Genomic DNA, 25,619 nt, shown 5'->3' with positions numbered 1-25,619 from the left:
AATGTCAGAGGTTGCAGGTGTAGATACAGAAATCAAAAAGCAAAATTCTGTGTGCGAGCAGATGCGTTTTAGCGTGAGCCGCACAAGTCTTTTAAATACATTATCCAGAGTAAGTGGAGTGGTTGAAAGGCGTAATGCAATAGATGTTTTGGCATGTATAAATATCAAAGCACAACACGGCAGCATAAAATTAATGGCAACTGATCTTGACATTTCAATGTTTGCCTCACTTGCTGCAACCGTATTAACAGAAGGAGAAGTAAAAATTTCAGCGCATACTTTACATGACATAGTGAAGAAGTTACCCGCTGATTTGGATGTCAATTTTGAAGTAAACAACCAAGGAAAATTATTGATGTCTTGCGGAAATGCAAACTTTTCTTTACCGAATGTAGTTTCAAGCAGCTTTCCTGCTCTTGAAGAAGACAATTATAAACATGATTTTATTCTACTAAATACGGACCTGATAGACTTATTAACTAAAACAAAATTTGCTGTATCACTAGATGATACAAGGTATAATTTAAATGGAATATATCTACATACAGACGAGCAGTTTCTGTACTGCGTTGCAACTGATGGTCACCGTTTATCATGTATAAAGAGACCAAAGCCTGGGAACATCAATGGCGAATTTGGTGTGATCATTCCACGTAAAACTGTTATGGAGCTGTTAAAAATATTGGACGATTGTAATGAAATTAATGTAAAACTCTCAGACAGAAAAATCAAGTTTACATGCGGTGAATATATTCTAATATCAAAATTAATAGATGGGACTTTTCCAAATTATAAAGCAGTTATTCCAGCATCTCAAGACAAGCATATGATTATTGAAAGTAAAAAACTTTCAGATGTTATAGATCGAGTTTCCGTTGTTGTATCTGATAAAGTAAAATCCATTAAATTCTCACTACAAGAAAAGCTGCTGACTCTGCATTCAAACTCTCAAGAGTGCAATGATGCAACTGAATCCATAGAAGTGGACTACAATGAAGCCCCTATAGAAATAGGGTTTAACTCGCGTTATTTACTTGATGTTCTATCCTGCATAAAAAATAAATGTAAGTTTAGCTTAGCCGATGGTAATAGTGCTACAATTATCACTGATGAAGACGATTCAAGTGTATTATATGTAGTGATGCCAATGAGAACTTAAACTTGTCATCCTGCTTCTTGTTAGCAGGATCTGGAGATACCGTGGCGGTATGACACTTATTTCACTAAGAACGTTACTTTTTATTAAATTAGTAATCTATCTTTACCAAATATAAGCCAAAAGGTGGTGCAGTAACTCCAGCTGCATTTCTTTTGCATTGGTTTAATATATTTAGCATTTCTTGTGGATTAGTTCTATTTTTTCCAAATTCAACTAAAGTACCCACAATGATCCTCACTTGGTTATGTAAAAAGGAAATAGCAGATATTTTGATGTGTATATGATTCCCATTTTGTATTATATCGATATCATCAATTGTTCTCATCGGATTTGCGGCTTGACAATCTTTTGAACGAAAACTTGAAAAGTCATGCTTTCCAAGTAGATGTTTAGCAGCTTCACGCATAATATTTACATCAAGTGGGTTAAACACTTGCCATACATAACCTGTCTCCAGAGCGGCAGGAGCATAGCGATTAACTATTCTGTATTCGTAATATCTTTTTTTTGCTGAAAACCGTGCGTGAAACGCATCATCTACAACTTCTGCATTCAGTACAACTATGGGAATTGATTTTAAATGATAATTTATTGCGTTTCTTATTCTATAAAGCTCAAATTCCTTTTCCATATCAAAATGAGCAATTTGTCCTAAAGCATGAACCCCTGCATCAGTCCTGCCACCGCAGTACAAAGTAACTTTCTCACCACTAAAATTAAATATAGCATTTTCTATTGCTTCCTGGATTGAATTAGCAGAATGTTGCTGCTTCTGCCAGCCAGAGAAACTACTACCATTGTATTCTATCGTTATTTTGTATCGCACTGCAGAGTCTATCTAACTTTCTATCTTAATATAATTTAGGTAGCTAATTTTTCTACAATAACGTTCTTCGTTATTAAAAAACCCTTGGCAGGTTGTTCACGTTCGATTATCATGGAAGTTATACAAGTTAATAAATGATCCATGGCAAACAACTCAGAAGAAAGAAATAATGATAAACAAAAAGCATTAGATAACGCAATAAGCCAGATTGAAAAAGCATTTGGTAAAGGTGCAATAATGAAGTTGAAGCAAAACCCTGTAGAGAAAATAGACACAATATCCACAGGATCAATTGCGCTTGATTCGGCTCTAGGTGTTGGAGGTCTGCCAAAAGGACGTATAATTGAAATATTTGGTCCCGAGAGTTCTGGTAAAACCACTCTTGCCTTGCACGTGATTGCTGAAGCACAAAAAAAAGGAGGGTCATGCGCATTTATCGATGCAGAACATGCATTGGATGTCTTATATGCTCGTAAACTTGGGGTAAGCACTGATGATTTAGTAATTTCGCAACCAGACACTGGGGAACAAGCATTACACATTGTTGAGTACTTAGTGTGTTCTGGTGCGGTTGATGTGATAGTTATTGACTCTGTTGCAGCGTTAACTCCAAGAGCTGAAATTGAAGGTGATATGGGTGATCAACATATGGGGCTGCAAGCAAGGCTTCTAAGTCACGGGCTACGAAAGCTAACTTCTGCCGTTTCAAAAGCGAACTGTATATTGATATTTATTAATCAAATTCGTATGAAAATAGGAGTAGTGTATGGAAATCCTGAAACTACCACGGGTGGAAATGCATTAAAATTCTATACTTCTGTAAGGCTTGACATAAGAAAAGTTGGTGTAATAAAAGACAAAGAAAATATTACAGGCAATGAAACAAGAGTTAAAGTTGTAAAAAATAAAGTTGCTCCTCCATTTAGAGAAGCGAAATTTGATATAATGTACAATGAAGGTATATCAAAACTCGGAGAAATAATAGATATGGGAGCAAAGCTTGGTGTGCTTGAAAAAGCAGGTGCTTACTATTCATATCACAATACACGTCTTGGACAAGGAAGAGAGAATGTAAAAACTTACCTAAAAACAAACAAAGAAGTCGCAAATGAAATAGAAATGAAAATCAGAGATTTACTCAGAAATCATGATAATTCTATTATAATAGACGAGGATAGTGAGCAACTTTTAGAAGAATCAGTGTTCTGATCTAAACTTAGTTTGTGTTGGATGGGTTGTTACAGTATGATGGTGTGTGCTAATCTGTAATGTTACCTTGTATCAAGAGGACTTTGCTGAAGCAGTTAAAAAAAGCTTTTCATGAGAAATTATAAATGATAAATTGTTAACAATAGGTTATTGTGAATAAGATTATGTGTTTTAGTTTACCTAATATAAACAGGGAAGGTTATTTATTTATAGTCGTTGCCTTTATAGTAACGTGTATAGCATTCTCTATATCTTGGGGGTTTGGTGTTACATGCTTGTTTCCGACATTATTGTGTACTTATTTCTTTCGCGATCCAACAAGAGCTGTGCCAAACAATAAGGATCTTATATTAAGTCCTGCTGATGGTGTGATTTCAAAAATTGAAGAATTTAATTATCCTTTATCGGCAGAAAATGGAGAAGAGAAGAAGTTCACGCTTGTTAGCATATTTTTAAGTGTTTTGAACGTCCATGTGAACCGTATACCAATATCTGGTACGATAAAGGAAATGAATTATAAAAAAGGCAAGTTTGTATCCGCAATGAGCAATAGGTCTAGTAATGAAAATGAAAAGCAGGTTATTGTGATTGAATACGAAAAGGGAAAAGAAATTATTGTGGAGCAAATAGCTGGATTAATTGCACGTCGTATCGTTTGTAATTTAGGAGTATCCCAGAATGTGAAAGCAGGTGAAAGGTTTGGAATTATAAGATTTGGTAGTAGAGTGAATATTTATGTTCCTGCTGATATAGAAGTCAGAGTTTCAGAAGGGCAAACTGTTATTGGTGGTGAAACAATTATAGCAAACTTAAATAAGGAAAACGTTCAAGAGAAGCTTACTTTTGACGTTATATGAATAACGATGGAAGTAACAGTAGATTCTTACCTATTACTAAATTATTCCCAAACTTTATAACTTTATTGGGTTTATGTTCTGGTCTCACTTCACTTAAATTTACATTTAATGAACAATGGGAATTCTCAGTAATTTTTATCATCATTGCAGCAATAATAGATGGAATGGATGGCAGAATAGCTAGAATTCTAAAATCAACTAGCGATTTTGGAGCCCAGCTTGATTCTTTTGCAGATTTTCTAAATTTTGGTGCAGCGCCTGCATTTCTTTTGTATTTTTGGAAGCTAAACGAAATCAAAGTCATAGGTTGGATTTTAGTAATGATATACGTAATCTGCATATCAATAAGACTTGCAAGATTTAATGTTTCGCTACACTCAGAACAATCACACTGGGAAAAATTTTTCTTTTCTGGTGTTCCAGCTCCAGTGTGTGCTTTACTTTCTTTGTTACCAATAATTATTACCTTTCAATCTCATGAGAGTGAATACTTACTTCTCATAGAGCGATTTTTTAACACAAGAAACGTAGCTTGTTACTTTCTGGCCATTTCATTTTTTTCGATAAGTCACATTCCAACTTTCTCTGCAAAATATATTTATGTTCCCAAAAGCCTATCCTATATATTTGTGTCATTTTTTGGAGTACTTATTATATTTTTCATCAGTAAGCCCTGGATGACGCTACCAATTTTAGGTGTAGTGTATGTACTTACTATTCCAGTAAGCACTGGGCTTTATATATATTACTCGTATAAAGCTCGTTAGCTATAAGTTGTAATAAAAAGTAGTGAGCAGCATGATTGTAAAAATAAGTGAACTGTTAAATTCATTTCTGTACATAAAGATATTCAACATTCCATTTATAATTATTTGGGTAATTGCAACTGGGGTTTTTTGTACCATCCAATTCAAATTCACTAACTTTAGATTGTTCAAGCATGGAATACAGACGCTATTCAATCTAAAGTGTAATAACAATGGCATAATCACTCATATTCAAGCGTTTGCAACAGTAATTTCAGGAACAGTTGGTCTTGGAACAATATCAGGAGTTGCAATAGCTATCACAATAGGGGGCCCAAGTGCAGTTTTTTGGATGGTAATTACCGGAATACTTGGTATGTCGATAAAGTTTGCCGAGGTGGTGCTTGCATTCACCTATCGCTCTGAAAATGCAACTGGCGGGGCTTTTTATTACATGAAGTACGGGCTTGCAAAAATTGGATTTGCAAAAACTGGTAGATTTCTTGCCTTTACTTATGCGATTATGCTACTTATTGCAATGATTTTGGGCGGTATACCATTTCAAGCGAATCAGATAGCAGCATTGTCAAATAACCTCTTCGAATACAACGCATCTATTATTATATCCCTGCTTGTCTTTATTGTAATATTGGGAGGAATAAAGCACATTGCTTTCGTTTCAACGAGCTTAGCACCAATTATGATAGTGCTATATATGGGTATGTGTATATATTTAATTTATGTAAACAGAAGTAATTTGCTGAATGCTCTATCCATAATATTCCAAGACATCTTCAATAAATCAGCTATAGGAGGCGGAGTATTGAGCGGATTAATAGCAGGAGTGAGAAGATCAGTGTTTACTAACGAAGCAGGCACCGGAACAGCAGCTATAGCACATTCATCTGTAAAAGAAGAAGATCCAATTAAAGTTGGATGCGTTGCAATGATTGCACCACTTATAGACACAATATTAATCTCATTTTTGACTGGTATCGTGATAATTATTACTGGTATGCATAGCACTGATAACGTGGGTGATATTACACTAATTAGTTCGGTATTTTCAACAGTTTTGCCCTTGTTCAGCAAGTTAGTTTTTCCGCTAATGATGTTTTCCTTTGCATTTTCTACAATAATAGCTTATTGTTACTACTGTGAAGTTGCTTTGCTGTATTTATTTGGTAATAAAAAAATACTGATACCGTTCCAAATTCTTATAGTGGTTTCAGTGTATATTAGTTGTATGTCAAAAAATATAGAATTTATATCTTACCTAGGCAACAGTTTGTTCATGTGCCTTATGATCCCAAATGCTGTTGCAATATATCTACTAAGAAGGGAAGTTTTGAATACAATAGATTCTTATTACAATTCTAAAGGGTATTAACATGATTTATAGATTACTTTATATGGTGTTATTTTGCCTATTGTTTAATGATGTGTACGCTGCTTCAGGTTTTTATGAAAGTTATGATGCTGTGTTGAATGGAATAAATAACTTCATGAATGAAGTGCTGTTTTTCAAAATCCTTTACGTGCCATTTATAATCCTTCTACTAGCTTTTGGTTATGTGTTTCTAACATTACGTTTTGGATTTCTCAACATAAGAATGTTTAAGCATGCGTTTGCTATTTTATGTGGAAAATATGACACGAATCACCATGATGGTCATATTACGCATTTTCAGGCATTTATGACTGCACTTTCAAGCACAGTAGGCCTTGGAACTGTTGCTGGAGTCGCAATTGCAGTTTCAATGGGAGGGCCAGGAACGGTGCCTTGGATGATGATTACAGGTTTTTTTGGTATGTCAGCAAAATTTGCCGAAGTGACTTTAGCATTTAGACATAGAACAGAAGATCAGGAGCAATTGTTTAGTGGTCCCTTTCAGTATATAAGGAATGGTCTGGAGGAATTTGGATTTAAAAAACTTGGTATTGTTTTAGCTGCAATATATGCAGTATTCTTTGTATTATCAGGTCTTGGTGGAAGTGTAGCGTTTCAAACCAACCAAATGGTTTCAATATTATCTGGCTATTCAAGTTGGGTAAATGGTCACTCTTGGTTTCTTTCTTCCATAATCTCTGCGCTGCTTGCTCTAGTGATTATTGGCGGAATTAAAAGGATAGCTAGAGTATCTTCTGCACTAGTGCCTATCATGTCACTCATATATATATGTAGCTGCCTTGTTATTATTGGATTTAATATCCACAATCTTGGTCACACATTTAAGATATTATTTTCCAGCATGATAGATTTTAATGCTGTTGGCGGAGGGATGGTAGGAGCATTTGTTGCTGGAATTCAAAGAGCAATTTTTGCCAGTGAAGCTGGTGTTGGCTCTGCTGCAATTACTCATGCAACAACTAAAGATGAAGAACCAGTAAGAACTGGACTAGTCGCTATGATAGAACCATGCTTTGACACAATGTTAATTTGCTGTTTAACAGGAATAACAATAGTAATAACAGGTGCATACCAGACTAGTGTTGGTGAAGGGATATTAGTCACTCAAAAAGCATTTGAGACAGTTTCTCCGTGGTTTCCTATACTTCTAACAATAGCTACACCTTTGTTTGCATTTTCTTCAGTAATTTCGTTTGTATATTGTTGTGAAATGGGGTGGCTATATTTATTCGGTGCAAAAAGTATAGTGATATACCGCATAGCAGTAATAATTGTAGCGTTTTTTTCTGGTCTTTCTAAAGATATAATGGCTATTGCCAATATCGGTGGAACTTTGTTCTCTTGTTTAGCTCTCATCAACATGACAGCGCTTATACTGTTTAGTAATCAGATTAACGATGAAGTTCAGTGCTACCTAAAAAGGCTGAGGAATAATAAAATTAATTAAATCTTTGATATATGTGGAGAGGTATAGCTATAATAAGTAAGATTTCCCTACGTCATACCGCCGCGGTATCTCAGCCGCTAACAAGCAGTGGGTGACGAGGTCTTTCGATAGTAAATCTTACCTGTGTTAGCTATAGTTCTCATATTATCCTACGTATTCGGTTCAATACCGTTTAGCTTAATCATTACAAGAATAAAAGGGATAAACTTAAGAGAAGTAGGTTCAGGAAACATTGGTGCTACAAACGTTGCAAGAACAGGAAATAAATGTCTTGCTGCTCTGGCATTACTTCTGGATTCCTTAAAAGGATTCATCGCCGTTTATATAGCACAACAATTTTGTGATAATAACGATTTTTATATATATGTATCTGCAATTTTAGCAGTTTTAGGGCACATGTTTCCTATTTGGCTAAAATTTAAAGGAGGCAAAGGAGTTTCAACAACTCTGGGAGTGTTGATAGCACTTAATATGCCAATTGCTTTGATATTTATATTTGCCTGGATAGTGGTATTTTTTATCTTTAGATACTCTTCCCTTGCTTCATTAATTGCTATTACAATAGCCGTGATAACTTCATTCTTTTTCAAAGTGGATCTATTCTTAACATTACTAATTATAGGAGCACTGATTTTTTTAAAACACCACAGAAATATTGTGAATCTTCTGCAAGGTAAAGAGTATAAATTTTATAGATAATGTACTGCCAAATTATTGACACTTAAACTACGAGACAAATTGCTTGACGGTATGATTTTGTCCTCTTTGTTTAAGTCTATGATTTTTGCTTTTGTTATATTCTCTACTTCTTGAGGTGTTAAAAGACCATCTTCAATGAATTCCTTTTTTGTTTCTCTTATTTTTTCATAAAGTTGAGTAACGTGATCTTTATTTCCTTCATATACACTTTCAATTTCTAACTCTAGCTTATGTGAAGCTTCTTTTTTTAACATTTCATCACTTCTAACCTTTCTTGCAAAATTTTCGTTATTTTTACTGAGTTCTACATATACTCTATAGCATCTTTTACTTTGTGGCAGCATCTTTAACTTATCTAACATTCTAACCACTTGACCTTCAATAGTTTTCTCAGCTCTTAATTTAAATTCCTTTACTTCTTCTTCTATTATCTTATTAGCTATTCTCTTAGCTTCATCCAAAGATGAATCCTTGAGAGAAAAATCTGTCTTGAGTAAATTTCGGTTTAAAAGCTCTAGAAAGACTTTTTCTCCGATGTTTTCGAGTAAACTTTCTTGGTCACCTAAACCATGCTCCTGGAGTTTATTTCTCATGTGCTGAACCAGCTCAAAACATTGTAATTTATTTAACCTTATAGAGCTAATATTTTTCATTAACGTCAGCACAATTTGTTCACTATATTGAGAAGAAAAACTCAATAATTTTCTCATTAAAGGAATACTTACTTCTGAAATAAAATCATCAACTATCTTCTGACTTTCATTATCTTTATGGTTATTTTGAACTGTATGCCAAGCCTTAAGAATTTCTTTACTGTTTTTCTTGTCTTTTAACCTGTCTAACATAAACTCACGTGCTTTATCTTGTGCTTCTGAGAGCACCATTTCCCTTGGGGGAGTAAATCTAATTTCTGGATCAGGATGAATACCCTCTAACGTACTTAACATCCTGTAGACAATACCGGTAAAACAGGTGTTAGGGATTCGCTCTTTTCTAGAGAAAGTTTGACTATCAAGCAAATTTTTAATTAACGCGTCTTTTTTATCTTTTACAGCTTCTCTGTCTCCATCATTGCAGGCTTTCAGAACTAAAAGTAAAATCTGTCCACCTGTAAAGCCAGAGCTATGCTTTTGATCATCTTTGCAAAAGTCATTTAAAAATGTAATTACTCTTCCTTTATTTTCATCACTAAACTCATATGAACTATCTATATATCCAATGAATTGAATATATTCATCATTTTTGATTACGTCTTCAGGTACTTGTTCACTATACTTATCTTTTAATTTATCAATATTTTTAATGATATCATCATTTAATTGATGGGGCAGTTAATGTTCAAGATTAACATCAAGATCATTAACCATACCACGTAAGTTCTCTTTCATGCCTTCCCGAAAGAAATTCATGGAAGCTTTAAGCAGTGTAAATGGGTTAAAATCTTTTGGTCTCAGTTCACTCTGCAATAAAACCAATAGCATTGTAAGCGGTATAGTTCCCAGTAACGAAATTAGTAAGAAAGTGGAGGTGAAAGTCAGATATGTTATGAAAGCAGAAAATAAGAGGAAGGCTGCTACCTTGATTGCATTGTTCTTAAAAAATATTTCCCAATACTCCTTTTTACTTATTTTTTGCTGTTTTGCCGTTTTTATTTCTTTGTAGATATAAAGAGTTTTAATTTCAGACCTGAAGAATATAGCACCAAGAGAAAAAAGAACATTAACAGGGTTAGTGATAATGCTTAACGAGACAAAAGCTCCAAAGTAGCTAACAAATTTTAGCTTACTAGAATCCTTTGAAGGAAATTGTAATTGAGAAATACCTATCATAGCTTACCTTCAAAATCATTACACTCTAGTAATAGCATAGTAATTTAAAACGTCAATGTTTAAGTATCTTATTATCCGCACACTCATCGTATTCAATCTCGATTGTAGAGTGTGCTATCTCGAACTTATCTAGCAATATTTTTTTTATTTCATATAAAACATTGGTGTGCTGCACATTTTGCTTTATTTTAGCATGCATGGTAATTATAAAATAATTATCAGACAGTGACCATGCATGTATGTGGTGCACATCTATCACTTCAGGTAATTCTGATGTGATCTTACTTTTTATTTCCTCAGTAGATATCCCTTCAGGTGTGCCTTCAAGAAGTATGTGGCAAGAATTCTTTAGAATTTTGTAGCCACTATTTAAAATTATTACACTGACAAATACCGATAAAATCGGATCCACCATTTGCCATCCAGTAAACATGATAATTATGGATGCAAGTATAGCAGCTACAGAACCTAAAATATCTCCTATAACGTGTAGTACAGCACTTTTTATGTTTATATTGCTCTCGCATTTACTATGTAATATAAAAAAGACTATAATATTAGAGATCAAGCCAAGTGTAGCAATTACTAACATTACTTTCCACTCAACATTTACCGGAAAAATAAATCTTTTTATTGACTCAATTATAATGATTACTGCAATGAAGAATAAAGTTAAACCATTAACAAATGCTGCAATTATCTGCAACCGATGATACCCGTATGATCTTTGCAAATCAGATTTCTTAGCTGAAAATTTGTGTGCTAACCAGCTTAAAACTAAGGCAAAGAGGTCAGTGAGCATATGCCCTGCATCTGATAGTAGAGCAAGCGAATGTGAAATTATTCCACCTACTATTTCCATAAACATTGTTATCGCAACTATTATTATGGAATAGATTAAGCGCTTGGACTGTGCTGCTGAGTGTTTGCCGTTATGCACTGCTGTCATATAAAATCTTTTCATGAACAAAAACGTGGGTAACACTGGGTTCGAACCAGCGACCGCTTGCACGTCAAGCAAGTGCTCTACCAACTGAGCTAATTACCCATCGTGGTTTTAGTATAGTGCTTTGGTGGAATGAAAGTCAATTTGCTTTTAAATTCTTACCCTATCCTAATGTAACGTTAGAATTTAGATTTTTTTTGTGGTCAAGCTATATCTTATATTGTTCATATTAAATTAATTACTTATATTTCTTCACTAAGATATAGATTATACCAATATGAAAATTCACACTTTTTTAGTAGAGATCACCTTATATTTAAAGAGTTAATAAATTAGAGGTTAGAATTATGACAATTAATCAACAAATAAATAAAAATATAACTAAAGAAGAATACTTTAACAATAACGGCAAAGGGTTTAATTCGCCACATGTTGTAGAAGTTAAAGATTTAAATATTAAAGTAGAAGTTTATTCTCATAATTTAAGAGCAAGTAAAATTGCAACAATTGAAAGTGAGATAAAAGAAACAGCTACTAGTTTTAAAGATACATTCAAGTTAGAACACAGCAACTCAGAACAAACATTTAAAATTTATATGTTTGATGACAAAGATGATTACACTCACCTTGGCGGAAGCGAGCGTTTCGGTTCTTACCTTAGAGATGAGGGTGGTAAATGTTACTACAAAGGGGAAGCTGATGTTTTTGCTGAAATGTATGTCTATCAGCAAGGTGGCGTTCATAACCTTCAGCATGAATTTGCACATGGTTTAACTTACTTGGCTACAGGAGGTAAGCACCTACCTACAGTATTAATGGAAGGAATTGCAGATTACTTTGAGCATCATTCAGATCATAAATTCAATTCTCAAGGATCAAGTATCGACAAAACTGAAGCTGCAAATTTGGATTTAGATAAAATTTTAAGTTTAGAATATTCAAAGGACAGCGAAGCAAATAGCTTGGTTTATAAAACAGGTCATGCGTTGATAATGTACTTACAGGAAAAAGATCCTAGTTTATTTAGAGACTACCTAGATGCTTTACGTCAAGGTAACTCAGATGAGTCAAAAAGTTTCTTGAAAGACATAAAAGGACATGATGCTGACTTCAAAAGTTGGCTTGCTGAAAATGATACAGAAACTGCAATGGAACATCTCAACGCTTTGCAAGTTACAAAAGGAGATTTTATAGCAACTGGTCAAGAAATATTGGGTGGAGAAATTAAAAACGTATCCTACTATAAAGCAAATATAGAAAAAATGGATGGAGAAAACGTTGGAAGTTTTTCTTCTGTAGAACATGTGTCGTTTTATGATTATGCTCGTGCTGTTAATAGGGCAACAAATGATAACCTCGATATATCAAAGGAATATCATTTCTTAAAGGTAATCAAAACTTCTGATGGACAGGATAAACTAACTTACTCTGACCAACAAGGTAATGAATATCAAAACAGTCAAGAGTATAAAAATCAGGCTTTAAGAACATTGTCAAATTACGATGAGAATTTAAAGAAAGTTTATGATAATGCGTTGAAAGATCTAAATAAGCAAAGGCAGGATGAATATTCTAATATATCTAGAGAACTTCGTGAAAAGAAGATTCCTTACGAAGAATATTTAGAAAAATATCATTCAATTCCCTCCAAATATGAGGAATTAAAAAATTCCTTGCTTGATGAAACCATAAAAACTGGTTTGGAGAAAGTTAGGGAAACTAAGAATATTGATATAGAAAAGATGTTAGAAGAAATGATCAATATCGATTCAAACTTGATAAGAGGTACAAATCATATTGACCTACAAGAAGGTAAGATTTTCTCTATCAAAGCTCTTGGTCATGGAAATAAGGGTGCGCTGTCCATATATGATGGAAATACAAAGCTTGGAGAATTATTGAGCGAATCAGGATTTTTTAAGCAATTTGAAGGCCAAACTAAAGAAATTTTTGTTTTTGAGGACATATTGCACAACTTAAATGTTCAATATGATGGTGGTGCTTATATGGCGGTTACAAAAGAAAATGGTCATTATAAAGCTTCTCTGATAGATGGCAGAACAGTTGAACGTGATGAACACTTTGATGAGGCGCATTTACATGAAAATGAATTGTTGCATCCTAGCACTGGACATATTCAAAAAGATTTAGATTCTCTGCTTCTCAGAGGTACCAAAATTTTGAATCATCAGGATTCAAAGCATGCACAATATTCTGATGAGCAAAAGGCAAATGGAGTAATCGTGGAAAAAGGAAAATTACTGGATAATAAGGGAACAGATAGGACAGACGACGATGTATACGAAGCGGTTGTAAAGCAAGGAGGCGAAAATCTACATGCATTCAAAAATATGGGCTTCTATATTACTGAAGAGGTGAAAAATGAAAGAGGTGAAGTTATAAATGAAAGTAACTTGTTCATTCATGATCATGGAAAAAACGTAAGGTTTCACTTGCCAAGCAATGTTACTCACCTAAAATTAGTGGAAAAAGATGGACAATATAAATTAGCACCGTCTGATTCTAAAGGAAGAGAATACAGTGGCATACCAGACGGATACAAATATATTAACCCAGTATTTGCACATGAATATGAGAAGAGAGATTATTCCCATAAACATGTAAATGTAGGCCTTATAAACTTAGAGAAATATGGCTCTGGCAAACTTTTTGCTATAAAGTACGACCCAAATGATTACCACATACAAAGAAACTCTAGCGGTGAAATAGTTAGAATAAAAGATCAAGCATATTTCACTAAAGTAAAACTATTTGATGGTGATACTGATGAAGAAATTGGAATGTTATCTAATAATTTCCATAACTTCAAAGGGAAAATATTCTTTTCTGCTGACTACAACTACAGTTATAACGATTTCCTCGCATCTGTTTCTCCTCAAGTTGAAATTGAGGACATGGGGAATGGAAGTAAAAAAATAACTTTCGATCAAGGTGATGGTGATATCGGTGACACTAATAGAGGCTACACGGACTATCAGAGAATATTCACAAAAGAGAAACAAACCGAAAGTCCAAAAGGGCAAGTAAGTGAAACTAAGACAGAAGTTGATACATCACACATAAGTCACAATACTACTAATGTTGTTGCACAAGCTGCTGAAGAGAGAACTGTATCAAACGACAATAGTGAAATGCAGTCTGATCAGCCACAAATTCCAACAAGGGCAAAAAGGTCATCTTCAGTGGAAGAGAAAGAGCAGGTATTAAAAGACACAATCTTGAAAATAGAAAAGAGCTATGATCAAGGTTTAGAAGGGAAGCATAAGGCAAATGTAACCATAGATTATAATGATGTGAAAGCCTTGTATGATAGAGCGGAAGGAGCAGAAAAGCAATCTGTGTTAAAGTTTTGGCACAAATTGGCTGAATCAGGATATAAGGTTGGTGCTTTGCCGGAAGACAAATACTATTTTGAAAAAGGCAAATTCGTAATCCACGATAGTGGCACAAAGAAGCTTATAGTGTTACCTGAAGATAAGGTGTCCATCAAAATAATGAAGGATGGTGATAGTTATAGTTTAGCTATATCAAGTGGTAATGGCAAAGTAATAAGCAGCATTAGTAAAATAGATAATCCAAATTACGAATTGCTGTCAGATTCAAGTCATTTCAATTTAGGGGAGCAAGATAATATTGTATTATCAGATCAACATCACGAATATAATCTTTATCTAGAGAATGGCTTTGTGAAAATGTTTGATTACACAAGCGACCACATTTATCACGACCACAACTCAGCCTACATCTAATACATACAAGGAGGGCACTGCCCTCTTCTTGTCATTCCAGTGTCAAGCACTGCCGTCTTGGATGGAAACCAGCGTCACGCCCTGGAATGACAGGGTTTGTCATCCGAGTAGCCCCTTCGGTGTCATCCAAGTAGCTTGACACTGGGATCCAGTAAATTTATTTACTATATATGAAAAGTTATTATGTTTATATACTTACAAGCAAGCACAATAAGGCTCTGTATATAGGTATAACGTCAAATTTAACTAAACGAATTTGGGAACATAAAAATAAAGTTATTTCTGGCTTTACATCAAAGTACAATGTGCAGAAATTAGTTTACTTTGAGGTATTTCAAGATGTAGGTTCAACTCTGAACAGAGAAAAACTTTTGAAAAGCTGGAAAAGAGAATGGAAAATTGATTTAGTTGAAAGGGAAAACCCAAATTGGGCTGATTTATATGATTAAATTACAAAATAAAATGAGATCCCAGTGTCAAGCACTGGGATGACAGGAGAGGGAACTGGGATGACAGGAGAAGGGAGTGGGATGACAAGAGAAGAATTCTAAAATGAAAAGTTCCAAGGAAATCTTATGTAAAATCTATCATTAACGAAAATCATACTATTTTCATGCATGCTATGGTTTTTATAATTAACGGAGGGTGATATGGCGTTGAGTGACAAATTGAATACAATAGATACAATAGAAAACCTTGCAACTAACAGAGTTTTTTAGGAAAATTGATAACGGAACTCAGTCAAGGTGCTAATAATGCAGGTATATATACTAAAAAAGGTGTGGATGATGAGTTGAAAAAGAAAGCTGACACAGCCGCTCTAACTAACAAAGCTGACAAGAATTACGTCGATACTGAGCTAGGAAAGAAAGCTAATTCAGCTGATTTAGCAGCTAAAGCTAATACTGCAGATGTTTACACTAAAAAAAATGTAGATGATGAATTGGCAAAAAAAGCTGACACAGCCGCTCTAACTAACAAAGCTGACAAGAATTACGTCGATACTGAGTTAGGAAAGAAAGCTGGTGCAGCTGATCTAGCCAACAAAGCTAATACTGCAGATGTTTACACTAAAACTGCTGCAGATACTGCATTTGTCAAAGCTACAGAGCTTAAAACAAAAGCTGCAGCGAAAGATGTTGTGGATGCTATATTTGATGCAAAAGATGGCAATAACAAAATCTCTGAAACCAAAATAGGTGCTACTTTTGCTAAGAAAACTGATTTAAATGATAAAGTTAACGTTCTTGGTGACAATGCAACTGAAGCTGGTGTAAATGCTATGTTAGGCAAACTCACAGGAGATAACGTAGTTGTTAAAATCAATGCTTCCAACCTTACAGATGCAGAAAACCAAAAAGCTTTCGCGGAAGCTATACTTTCTGCTAAAAATTGCAACAAATCAATTCTAGCGGATAAATTAGAAGGATTTCTTGCTGAAAATGCTAAAGTGTATAGTAATAATACAAAGACAGCAAAGGAGCTATTAGTTCCATCAGCTGCCGAAATAGCTGCTAAAGTAGTTAATGAACCAAATTTTACAGTTAATGTAACAGATACAAAGATCAAAGAAGTTGTGAAAGAGACAGTGTCACAACCGTCCTTTGAGCTTCCAACAAGTGATGATGTTGCACTTAACTGGACTTGGTAATACAGCTCAGATCCAAGTAGTCACGCTACTTGGATAACACCTAACACCCCACAATGTCATTCCAGCGCGTCACGCGCTGGAATCCAGGAAAGTTTGCTTGTAAGCAAGCAAACTTATTTGGTGAGTATAAAAGTATAGCTAACGCGAGCTCTACGTCATACCGCCGCGGTATCTCATCCGCTAACACATAGCGGAATGACGAATTACTTGACCTTTACAGGGATGACGGTTGTCGTTTAGTCATAAATATTTAAGAAATTTACCAAACGAAAAAAAGGCAAAAGAAGCCCCGTGGTGCGAGTTTTGACCCTATAATAATTTAAATTGGCGCTGTAATAATGTGCTGACGCTTAGTTTAAGCGCGATTTGGCTGAATGTAGAAAAAATTTAAAAGACATGCAGCCGCTATAATTTTATGTAATCTGCCAAAAAATACCCTAAGTTTTTTAATGAATTTTGTTGTTGAGCCCGCGCGGATCAAAAACAAGTTTTGAGTCACAAATACCCTTAATACTACAATAAGGGAGCTGACGGAGTTTGTCAAGGAAGTTTTGCATTTAATCCGTTTATGGCTTAGGTACCGGCCAGCTACTTGACTCCCGGCTGGGTCGAATTTGTATAGCTACATTGTCGGTAAATCTAAATTGCTTTAATAATTTTGATTGAAAAATAGTTTTTCTATTATATAAATGCTACTTTAGGGTAATCAAAATAGAAGACGAAAAATATAGCCTAGGTTTAAGAGTTATCCATTGGTTGATGGCTGTTTTTATTATTGGTATGCTTTGCTCTGGACTTTATATGAAAAGCTTACCACTTAGCAATGAGATTAAGTTCAACATATACGCTATTCATAAGGCTTGCGGTATCACTATTCTTGGATTAATCATAGTACGCATATTTTTTCGCGTCTTTACTTATGTTCCACGACTTCCAGCAAATTTTTCTCGGTTTGTAATCAATGCAAGTAAAACAGTACACTTTGGTTTATATTCTTTAATGGTGCTAATGCCACTATCTGGCTATGTTATGTCTTCTGCTTCTGGCAAAAAGATCAAGTATTTTTTTCATATCCCTTTGTTGATTAATCAAAACAAAGATCTAGCTAACACGGCTAATCAGCTACATTCGATGCTTGCATGTTTTATGGTACTCTTTATAATCTTGCATATACTTGGCGCTTTGAAACACACATTTATAGATAAGCAAAACATTTTTAAACGTATGATATAGGTTATATGTTAAGTAGCCTCTGGAAAAAAGGAACAGATTTTCTTGGTAGTGAGTTTGCGATAATGGGTGGTGCTATGAGCTGGGTTTCAGAGAGAAACTTAGTTTCGGCAATCTCAAACGCTGGTGGTTTCGGTGTAATTGCATGTGGTGCAATGTTTCCAGACCTATTGAAAAAAGAAATCATAGAGACACAGAAATTAACTAACAAATCATTTGGTGTAAACCTAATTACTATGCACCCAAAGTTGAGTGAGTTGATAGATGTGTGTATTGAAACGAAAGTAAGCCATATAGTGCTTGCTGGCGGATTACCAACGAAGCCTAATATAGAAAAAATTAAGAGTGCAGGCATTAAAGTTATGTGCTTTGCACCAGCATTAAGCCTTGCGAAAAGGTTAGTAAAAATGGGAGTAGATGCGTTAATAATAGAGGGAATGGAAGCAGGCGGGCACATAGGGCCAGTTAGCACTTCTGTTCTCGCACAAGAGATATTGCCTCATTTTAAAAATGAACAAATACCAGTGTTTGTTGCAGGTGGAATAGGAAGAGGTGAAATGATAGTTAATTACTTAGAAATGGGGGCAAGTGGCTGTCAAATAGGTACATTATTTGTCTGCACTAATGAGTCAATTGCCCACAAAAATTTTAAGAAAGTGTTTATTAAATCAGCCGCACGTAATGCAGTGTCTTCTATGCAAATCAGTGCTGATTTTCCTGTAATTCCAGTAAGAGCTATAGCCAACAAAGCAAGTGATGATTTTATGAAGCATCAAAAAAAAGTTATTGATGAATACCAAAAGGGACAGATCTCAAAAGAAGATGGGCAGCTTGAAATAGAAAAGTTCTGGGCTGGAGCTTTAAGAAGAGCAGTAATTGATGGAGATGTTGAAACGGGATCTTTAATGGCCGGTCAAAGTGTTGGCATGGTTGATAGGGAAAAGCCTGTAAAAGAAGTAGTGAATATGTTAGTTCAACAGGCAAACAATCATATTGAAAGCAAATCTGTATAAGTAGAAAACCCAGTAGTTAGCAAAGCAAATGGTTAGCAAGTTGCCATTAATTATCCATAATATGGCATAATTGCCCAGTTTTAATGTAAAATTAACGCTAAAGAGGTATCTATACATTTTATTATGTATGGAGAAATGTTATGCCTGTTTCACCTAATAAAATAGAAAATTCTACTGAATCTTGGAATGACGCAGATTGGAATTTGTTCAACATTATACGTAAAACAGTAAAAGAAGATCAAAAAGCTGTGCAAGAGACTGCCGGAAAATGCAAAAGGTTGTTCAAGCAAAAAAATAGTCCTGCTAATCCTAGGGAGGTATTAACTAAATTAGGAGAATTACTGAGAGCAGGACAAGATGAGCAGGCTCTCGCAAAACATATAAATCTGTCCAAGCAAGGAAACAGTCCTAAAACACCAGATGAATTAAAAGAATCACTGAAAAAACAAAGAGAAGATTATGAGTGTTACATCCAACACTTTCTTCCAGCGTTGAAAGCAGAAATAACAGAGTCAAAAAAACTAGACTCAAAAAAACAGGCAGCAATAGTACAAACAATTTTGGATATTACTAACAGGAACAGCGATAAAGATTCAAAAATAGAAGAACAACCTATTAATTCCATAAAAGAAGAGATCCCAGTGTCACTCACTGGGATGACAGATGATGACCACACAAAGGATCCAGTGAAATCTGAAGAAAAAAAGGACAAAAAAAATACCATTACGACTGTGCAGAAACTTCCTGTGAATGAGAAAAAGGGTGAAGATATTCCACTTAAACAACCCAATAACAGAAATCTTCACGTTGCACTTGTATCAGGTTGTGCTCTTCTAGCAGTGGGATGTCTTGTTGCAGCAGCAATAGCAAGATCAGGAATATTGTGTGTCATAGGAGCAGTATTTGCTATAGCGGCAATAACTACATGGTGTTTAACCCCTTCAAGTGAATTAACATCCACCAATTTGAGTCGTCCTGTTGATGATAAAGAGCTTACAGCATGTTCACATCTGTAAAAATTAAATATGTGTTACTTGTAGTGGATAAGTGAATTCAGTTCTTGCCTATTGATATAAAAGTTGTTATATTTGAGGAATATTTAAAGGGTATTTAGTTGATGCGCATTCAATTGAATAAAGTTTTGGTTTTTATAGCCTTATTAAGTTTCATTTTTGCATCATATTCTAGCGAAGCTTTGGTGAGTGATGAATTAAAGGATGTACAAGAAACGGTAAAAGATTTTATTTCCTCATTTTCAATTAAAGATACTGTAGAAAATATGAGTCCTTCAACAATCATAGGGTTGTGTATAGCTGCGGTGATACTTGCAGTAGTGTTCAGAGGTCTAATCTTTTTTATGATAATGTTTGGTGTACTGATCATGATGTTTGGTAGTACAGAAAAGGCAACAGACTACTTAAAAGAAAAATTTAATTTTGCAAAAGATATAAAATTACAATCCGATAGCGAAAAAAAAGATAAAAATTAAGATAGTATTTTTATCTTTTTTAATTATCTTTATTGAATACGCATATGCAGCTAAAAGTACAAGCAATTAACTCTAAGTTTGAAAAAAAGAACAACTTAGCATTACTAGAGAGCATTGATTTAGATTTCATTCCTTATGCTTGTCATTACAATGAAGAAACTATACTAACAAAACAGGGAGAGTTGTTAAAAATAATCAAGTTAGAAGATTATTCTTCTGTTGATAATTACAGCGACCTTAGAACTGAAATCAGAAAAAGCATATCAAAAAATATTAATAGCCTATATTTTACCGTTTGGATTTATACTGTCCGAAAGCGCAATAAATTGAGCTTAAAATGGAATAAAACTAAAGACTTCTCTGATAAGCTACATTCAGCGCGGTTTGATAAACTCACTGATAGTAAATTACAGTATATAAATGAATTATATATTGTAATATTGTTTAGCGATTTTGGTAAGCATACTAATAATTCATTTTTTTTTAATAGAATAAAGAATAAGCATAAGCTGTCTTTACAAGAAAGTCACCAGGAGTTGCAAAAGATAACTGACTTAATTCACGATGATTTAGGACCTTTTGGAGCTAAAAAACTGGGTCTAAGATTTAGTGAAGGTAAAATATATTCTGAAATGATAGAATTTCTCCACTATATTGTTACATTAACGCACAAAGATTATCCAATACATGAAAGGGACCTGTCGCAATATATTAGAAATTTTAAAATAGCTTTTGGTTTCAATACGTTTCAGACAATCTTTGAAAATCAACAGAAATTTGGCTCTGTTTTCAGCATAAAGGAATACCGAGAAATCTCCTTAGGCAATATAGATAGGTGCTTGCAGCTTGAATCTGAATTTATCATTACAGAAATAATGATATTTACTAGTAATAGTAAGGCAATAAAAGAATTTAATAAACAAATTAACATGCTGCAAATTAGTGAGGATAATACCTTACTTAAAAGCTCAGGAATTGAAGAAATAATAGAGCTTGAAAAGACCTCTAGTCTAGACTTCTGCCAACAGAAAATTATTTTTACAATATTTGCAGACGATAGGAATAAGTTAGCCGAAAATATTAGTGATTTATCTTCTATAATGTCATTAATTGGTTTCATGATATTTAGAACTGATCTACATATGGAAAGTCATTTTTGGGCACAACTTCCGGGCAATTTTACCTTTATTACACAACTGAAAAATATATTAGCAAAATATGCTTGCAGTTTTGCTATGCTGCATGATTTTACGTCAGGTACATTAAAAGGAGGAAGGTGGAAAGAAGCGGTAACAGTTTTTTTCTCAAAAGGAGGAAATCCTTACTTCTTTAATTTCCATGGAAAAAGAAATAATGGCCATACTACGATACTTGGAGCTCCAAATTCAGGCAGAACTTCACTCATTAATTTCCTATTATCAGAATCAAGAAAGTTTAACCCAAGAATTGTCATATTGGATAACACTGGAAAGTCGATAATTTTTACTAAAGCAGTGAGTGGTAAATATTATATAATCGATCCGAAGTATAAGGAAAAAAGCCTAAAATTTAATCCACTAAACATTGAAGATAGTGCTTCCAATCGCAATATGTTGGTTGAACTGATCAAAAGAATGGTAGCCGATACGAGCTTGGTGGACGTAGAAGAAAAGATAAGAAAAATTGTGGATTCTATATTTGCTATACCCAAGGAGTCACGTTCTATTGCGCAAATTTCTGAGGTGCTTTTGCTCCTCGGGGGTAAAATAAGTAGATGGTGTGACGGTGGTGAGTTTGCTTACTTATTTCAAGATGGTAATGAATCAGATATTGACTGGGAAACAAAAATTATATCTCTCAACACCGCAAACCTCACAAAACGAAAAGAATGTATGTCCGTGATACTTTACTATTTTTTATATTCTTTTGAGGCAAAATGTGATGGATCACCTGCAATACTTGTTTTGGATGAAGCATGGGAGATAAGTAATATTTTTCCTACAGAGAAAGAGTTTGATAACTGGATGCAAAGAATGACGGAACTAAATGTTGTGGTAATCCTAAGTACTGAAAATTTAAATCTCGCATTTGCTAGCAAATTTACTCAATATTTAGATAAACATGTTGATACAAGAATCTTGATGCCGAACATCAATGCAAATAGATTATACATGAAGGCATTTTCTTTATCAAAAGAGGAGCTGAATATAATTCTGCAGACGCCAACACAGGAAGGTTTATTTTTGATAAAACAGTACAAAGGGTTAGTAACTTTAAATTTAGATTTGAAGAATATGCAGGAAATACACGTACTTTCAGCTAACAAAGAGACTATAAAGTATATGTACGAGGCAATAAAGGAAAAAGGAGAAAAAGTTAATGAGTGGTTACCGGTGTTTTATGAGAAGTGTAAAGCTTAATTTCTTATTGATGTTCTTTTTGATACTTGGTCTTTCGTATCAAGGATATGCTGATTGTCCGCCTCTTGTAAAGAGTAATACTTGGTTCGAAGCAATAGTTAGCGGAGATTGGGTAAAAGAAATTAAAGTACAAGCAATAAAAGATCAAGGAGTTGATGGCTATTTTAATCCTAAAATTAGAGTATGTGCTTATGATGGAAAAAGTTATTGCTATGACTTAGAAACTGGAAAGTTTTGCCGCAAAATATATGGAACACAAAGTACAGGTGGTGGTGTTTCTGCAGCAGTTTTTATCGACTGGGAAGGAGATACAGTGTTAAATGATGGAAAATTTAAGGAAGGGATTGCGAAAGGTCTCGAGTGGGAGTGGGTAGATAATGTTACTGATGAAGAAAAAAGGAAATTTGCTAATTCCCCTAAGATATGTGCTTGCAGCCAAAAAGCAGCCTGCATGGGGGATTTTTTCTCATTTTTTACTAAAATAGGTGAAGGAGCAAATATTTTTCGCCCTGGATATATGGCAAATACCTGTGATACTTGCTATCAGAAAAAAGTAAAATGTGCCCCTGTGTCACTTGCACCTGGCCCCCCTCCGTTCTGTGAGCAACTTGCGATGTCGCCTCCACAAGTTAGAATTGTTCCTATAACAGATGAAGACAATGATTACTTTAACCCTAAAGTTAAGGTAATAGCTGGTGATCTAATAGAAGAAGACGGAAAGATTGGAAAAGCATTAGATTTTCCCAGAAAATACAAAAAAGATAAAGCTGAGGAGCTCCCTACTTCGGATGAAGTTAGGAAGCATTCTATTTTGGATAAAGATGGCACGACACATTACTTCAAAACTTATAGAGAAAAAGATAAGCTCTGTGCTGAATACCTTGGAACTCAAAGTATAGATGAAAAAAATCCACAGTTCATCCGCTGCTTTCCGGCACCACCTACTCCAGAGCCTGAAGTAGTAGAGATAGTAAAAAGTAACACGCCTGGAAAACAGAGTAACACGTTAAAGATAAGAATGAAGATGAGTGAGAACACTTGTACTTATGAAGCACGTGGAACCTACAGCAATGGTTTATGTACTTTTAATGTTAATGCTGGTTCTTCTACAAACATTGGCCCTCTATCTTTAAAGGTAGTAAAACCGAGAATAGTTAAAAAAACAACTGATAGTAATAACGAAAAAAGTTATATTAATAATATTATAGAAGGTATATTAGAAAGTAATCCGCAACAATTTAAAGTTCTGAAAGAATATGACTATGTTCCTGATATTGAAACAGAATGTAAAGAGTTTCAAGGAAATAAACGCAAATTGAACAACTTAGGACAACCAGAAATAGAAGTAAAGTATAAAGAAAATTCTAACAGTAAAATGCTCTGTCTTTCTGGATGGCAGCCAGAACCAGAAGAGTTTGTTCTTGAAAGAGAAAATAAAATAATACCACTAAAATTAATGGGAACAAAATATATTAAATACAATGCTGTTTACTCTAAGGAATCAAATCAGTTCTATTATCTTCCAAGCAAGGAAAGGGAAACAGTCGACCTCTTAAAAATAAAAAGACTTCAAGATCAGTTGGATAAAATAATATTTAATAAGCAAGGGTATGTTTTCTTCCCTAACGACAATAAACAGGAAAAGGGGAAATGCAGTTACTGCGTGGATTACGATAAAGACATAGATGAAAAATTTATAAATAACAAAGTCAAAGTAGTATATAAGTTGATAGATGTAGAGCATAGAGAAAAATGTAATCAAGGTGATGATGGTTGCATCTGCTCTGATGGGAAATGCAGCCGTTCAAAACAATATTTGAATAAAAATGAAAATGATAAGCCATTCTACTTAAGGTATGAGGAAGTGGATTGTAAAGATAAGGATGGTAAAATATTAAGAGATGAAAAAAATGAAGTACGAAAGTGCACACAATTAAAAGATCAACTGATTAAAGCAAACAGAACAGAGGTCTTTTACGCTGATAAATTGTGTAGGTTAGACTTGGAAGATCTAGAAAAGAAATTAGAAGAGATTAAGGGACAACTGAAAGATAGGAAAAAAGAACTAGAAAATAAGAAACAAGAACTGGAAAAAAATAGCGAAAAATCCTATGATTCTGAAAGTAAAGATGTTTATACAGATGACTTATCAATAATGTTTGACCGTGTTGAAATAGAAGCGTGGGGAAGTGGTGAAGCAGGTCACATAGAAAATACACCCAATGACTGCAAAGGGCGTTTAGATATGCACGCCAAGGATGTCTGTTCCACTGAAACTAGAGCAGGAATGCCAGGCGATTATATTAAAGCTAAACTGAAAATTGACCCTAATTATCCTGTAATTAAGGTGAAAGTTACAGAGGGAGGGGGTAACCAGGAAAATAACTCCTCAGATAAGGACGGAGGACCTATTTTTATAAAAATGTGTCGTTCAGACAAACAAGATTGCAAGCCATTAATCACTGTTGCAGGTGGAGGTATGTATAGAACATATGGTCCTGAACGTACAAGTTATCGGGACACAATAATTCATGAACCGAGTTTAGAGTTAGAAAGAACAGTCATACCAGCAAGTGCATTGAAGTCTACTGAAGATAATAAAATAACATATATAGAAGATGGTCAAGTCAAGTATGAAATAATAGAGTGTGGAAGTGGTTTGAGAAGCAGTAAACCTGGTGCAGGTGGTTGCATTTATAAAAGCAAAGAAATTTATGGTAAAGGCTCTCCAGGGTATGTGAAGATTAGACCTATTATAAAGGAATTTGACAAAGAAGAAATAAATGATGCTATTGAAAAAGTGACAAGAGATCTATATGATCTTGAAGCTATGACTGATTTTTCGACAAAGGACCTTAATGTGAATATAAGGGAGATAATTGAAAAGGAAGTCAAAAAAGAATTGTTAAGGTAAAAAGATATAGCTCTGAAAATGATG

Annotated in this window: 18 protein-coding genes, 1 tRNA gene and 1 pseudogene; 16 read left to right on the top strand and 4 right to left on the bottom strand. The window is 34.4% G+C overall.

Going from position 1 to position 25,619, the window contains the following annotated elements; genetic code table 11:
* Window position 1 precedes the first annotated feature (1 nt).
* The gene (gene dnaN / locus OM966_RS02785) at window positions 2-1,159 is read left to right on the top strand and encodes a DNA polymerase III subunit beta (protein WP_264328731.1); all 1,158 of its coding nucleotides are present in this window, start codon (window positions 2-4) and stop codon (window positions 1,157-1,159) included.
* 88 nt (window positions 1,160-1,247) lie between these two features.
* Here dnaN and truA read toward each other — a convergent pair whose 3' ends face one another.
* Window positions 1,248-1,985 (bottom strand): tRNA pseudouridine(38-40) synthase TruA, encoded by a 738-nt coding sequence (gene truA, locus OM966_RS02780; protein WP_096617503.1) that lies wholly within the window; start codon window positions 1,983-1,985, stop codon window positions 1,248-1,250.
* A gap of 141 nt (window positions 1,986-2,126) precedes the next feature.
* Between truA and recA the strand changes: the two genes are divergently transcribed.
* The 6 genes from recA (at window position 2,127) to plsY (ending at window position 8,354) form a co-directional block, all read left to right on the top strand.
* Window positions 2,127-3,194, top strand: coding sequence for a recombinase RecA (recA, locus tag OM966_RS02775; RefSeq protein ID WP_264328730.1), 1,068 nt, complete (start codon window positions 2,127-2,129; stop codon window positions 3,192-3,194).
* 164 nt (window positions 3,195-3,358) lie between these two features.
* On the top strand, window positions 3,359-4,051 hold the full coding sequence (locus OM966_RS02770; RefSeq protein WP_264329029.1) for a phosphatidylserine decarboxylase: 693 nt from the start codon (window positions 3,359-3,361) through the stop codon (window positions 4,049-4,051).
* Window positions 4,048-4,818, top strand: a complete 771-nt coding sequence (locus OM966_RS02765) for a CDP-alcohol phosphatidyltransferase family protein (RefSeq protein WP_182183504.1) — start codon at window positions 4,048-4,050, stop codon at window positions 4,816-4,818. Before OM966_RS02770 ends, OM966_RS02765 begins: the two co-directional genes overlap by 4 nt.
* A gap of 31 nt (window positions 4,819-4,849) precedes the next feature.
* Window positions 4,850-6,187, top strand: coding sequence for an alanine/glycine:cation symporter family protein (locus OM966_RS02760; protein WP_264329028.1), 1,338 nt, complete (start codon window positions 4,850-4,852; stop codon window positions 6,185-6,187).
* Window position 6,188: 1 nt separating this feature from the next.
* The gene (locus tag OM966_RS02755; protein ID WP_264328729.1) at window positions 6,189-7,655 is read left to right on the top strand and encodes an alanine/glycine:cation symporter family protein; all 1,467 of its coding nucleotides are present in this window, start codon (window positions 6,189-6,191) and stop codon (window positions 7,653-7,655) included.
* 123 nt (window positions 7,656-7,778) lie between these two features.
* Entirely contained in the window at window positions 7,779-8,354 is a 576-nt protein-coding gene (gene plsY / locus OM966_RS02750) for a glycerol-3-phosphate 1-O-acyltransferase PlsY (protein ID WP_264328728.1), read from the top strand.
* Here the strand turns inward: plsY and OM966_RS07515 are convergent.
* From OM966_RS07515 to OM966_RS02730, 3 genes and pseudogenes are all read right to left on the bottom strand, one after another.
* Window positions 8,345-10,183 (bottom strand): annotated as a pseudogene (locus OM966_RS07515) (hypothetical protein). The gene plsY and the pseudogene OM966_RS07515 sit on opposite strands and share 10 nt — an antisense overlap.
* 52 nt (window positions 10,184-10,235) lie before the next feature.
* Complete coding sequence (locus tag OM966_RS02735) at window positions 10,236-11,132, bottom strand: cation diffusion facilitator family transporter (RefSeq protein ID WP_264328725.1); 897 nt, start codon at window positions 11,130-11,132, stop codon at window positions 10,236-10,238.
* Window positions 11,133-11,158: 26 nt separating this feature from the next.
* Window positions 11,159-11,231: transfer RNA gene (locus OM966_RS02730), tRNA-Val, on the bottom strand.
* Window positions 11,232-11,476: 245 nt separating this feature from the next.
* Here OM966_RS02730 and OM966_RS02725 point away from each other — a divergent pair.
* The 9 genes from OM966_RS02725 to OM966_RS02685 all read left to right on the top strand — a co-directional run bounded on the left by OM966_RS02725 (window position 11,477) and on the right by OM966_RS02685 (window position 25,595).
* A complete protein-coding gene (locus tag OM966_RS02725) occupies window positions 11,477-14,899 on the top strand; it encodes a peptidase M2 (RefSeq protein ID WP_264328724.1) in 3,423 nt (1,140 codons plus the stop codon).
* A 170-nt stretch (window positions 14,900-15,069) separates the two neighbouring features.
* Entirely contained in the window at window positions 15,070-15,348 is a 279-nt protein-coding gene (locus OM966_RS02720) for a GIY-YIG nuclease family protein (RefSeq protein WP_264328723.1), read from the top strand.
* A 275-nt stretch (window positions 15,349-15,623) separates the two neighbouring features.
* Entirely contained in the window at window positions 15,624-16,550 is a 927-nt protein-coding gene (locus OM966_RS02715) for a hypothetical protein (protein WP_264328722.1), read from the top strand.
* Between the two features lie 711 nt (window positions 16,551-17,261).
* Window positions 17,262-17,783 (top strand): cytochrome b, encoded by a 522-nt coding sequence (locus OM966_RS02710; protein WP_264329027.1) that lies wholly within the window; start codon window positions 17,262-17,264, stop codon window positions 17,781-17,783.
* Between the two features lie 5 nt (window positions 17,784-17,788).
* The gene (locus tag OM966_RS02705; RefSeq protein WP_264328721.1) at window positions 17,789-18,793 is read left to right on the top strand and encodes an NAD(P)H-dependent flavin oxidoreductase; all 1,005 of its coding nucleotides are present in this window, start codon (window positions 17,789-17,791) and stop codon (window positions 18,791-18,793) included.
* A 140-nt stretch (window positions 18,794-18,933) separates the two neighbouring features.
* A complete protein-coding gene (locus OM966_RS02700; protein ID WP_264328720.1) occupies window positions 18,934-19,809 on the top strand; it encodes a hypothetical protein in 876 nt (291 codons plus the stop codon).
* A 101-nt stretch (window positions 19,810-19,910) separates the two neighbouring features.
* Entirely contained in the window at window positions 19,911-20,282 is a 372-nt protein-coding gene (locus OM966_RS02695; protein ID WP_264329026.1) for a hypothetical protein, read from the top strand.
* A 44-nt stretch (window positions 20,283-20,326) separates the two neighbouring features.
* Window positions 20,327-22,681 (top strand): VirB4 family type IV secretion/conjugal transfer ATPase, encoded by a 2,355-nt coding sequence (locus OM966_RS02690; protein WP_264328719.1) that lies wholly within the window; start codon window positions 20,327-20,329, stop codon window positions 22,679-22,681.
* On the top strand, window positions 22,662-25,595 hold the full coding sequence (locus tag OM966_RS02685) for a hypothetical protein (protein WP_264328718.1): 2,934 nt from the start codon (window positions 22,662-22,664) through the stop codon (window positions 25,593-25,595). Before OM966_RS02690 ends, OM966_RS02685 begins: the two co-directional genes overlap by 20 nt.
* Window positions 25,596-25,619 lie beyond the last annotated feature (24 nt).

Origin of the sequence: Wolbachia endosymbiont (group A) of Andrena hattorfiana (assembly GCF_947179565.1) — a bacterium.
Taxonomy (GTDB): Bacteria; Pseudomonadota; Alphaproteobacteria; order Rickettsiales; family Anaplasmataceae; genus Wolbachia.
The sequence above is the reverse complement of the archived record's forward strand: the minus strand, read 5'-3'. Positions and strand labels throughout refer to the sequence as shown.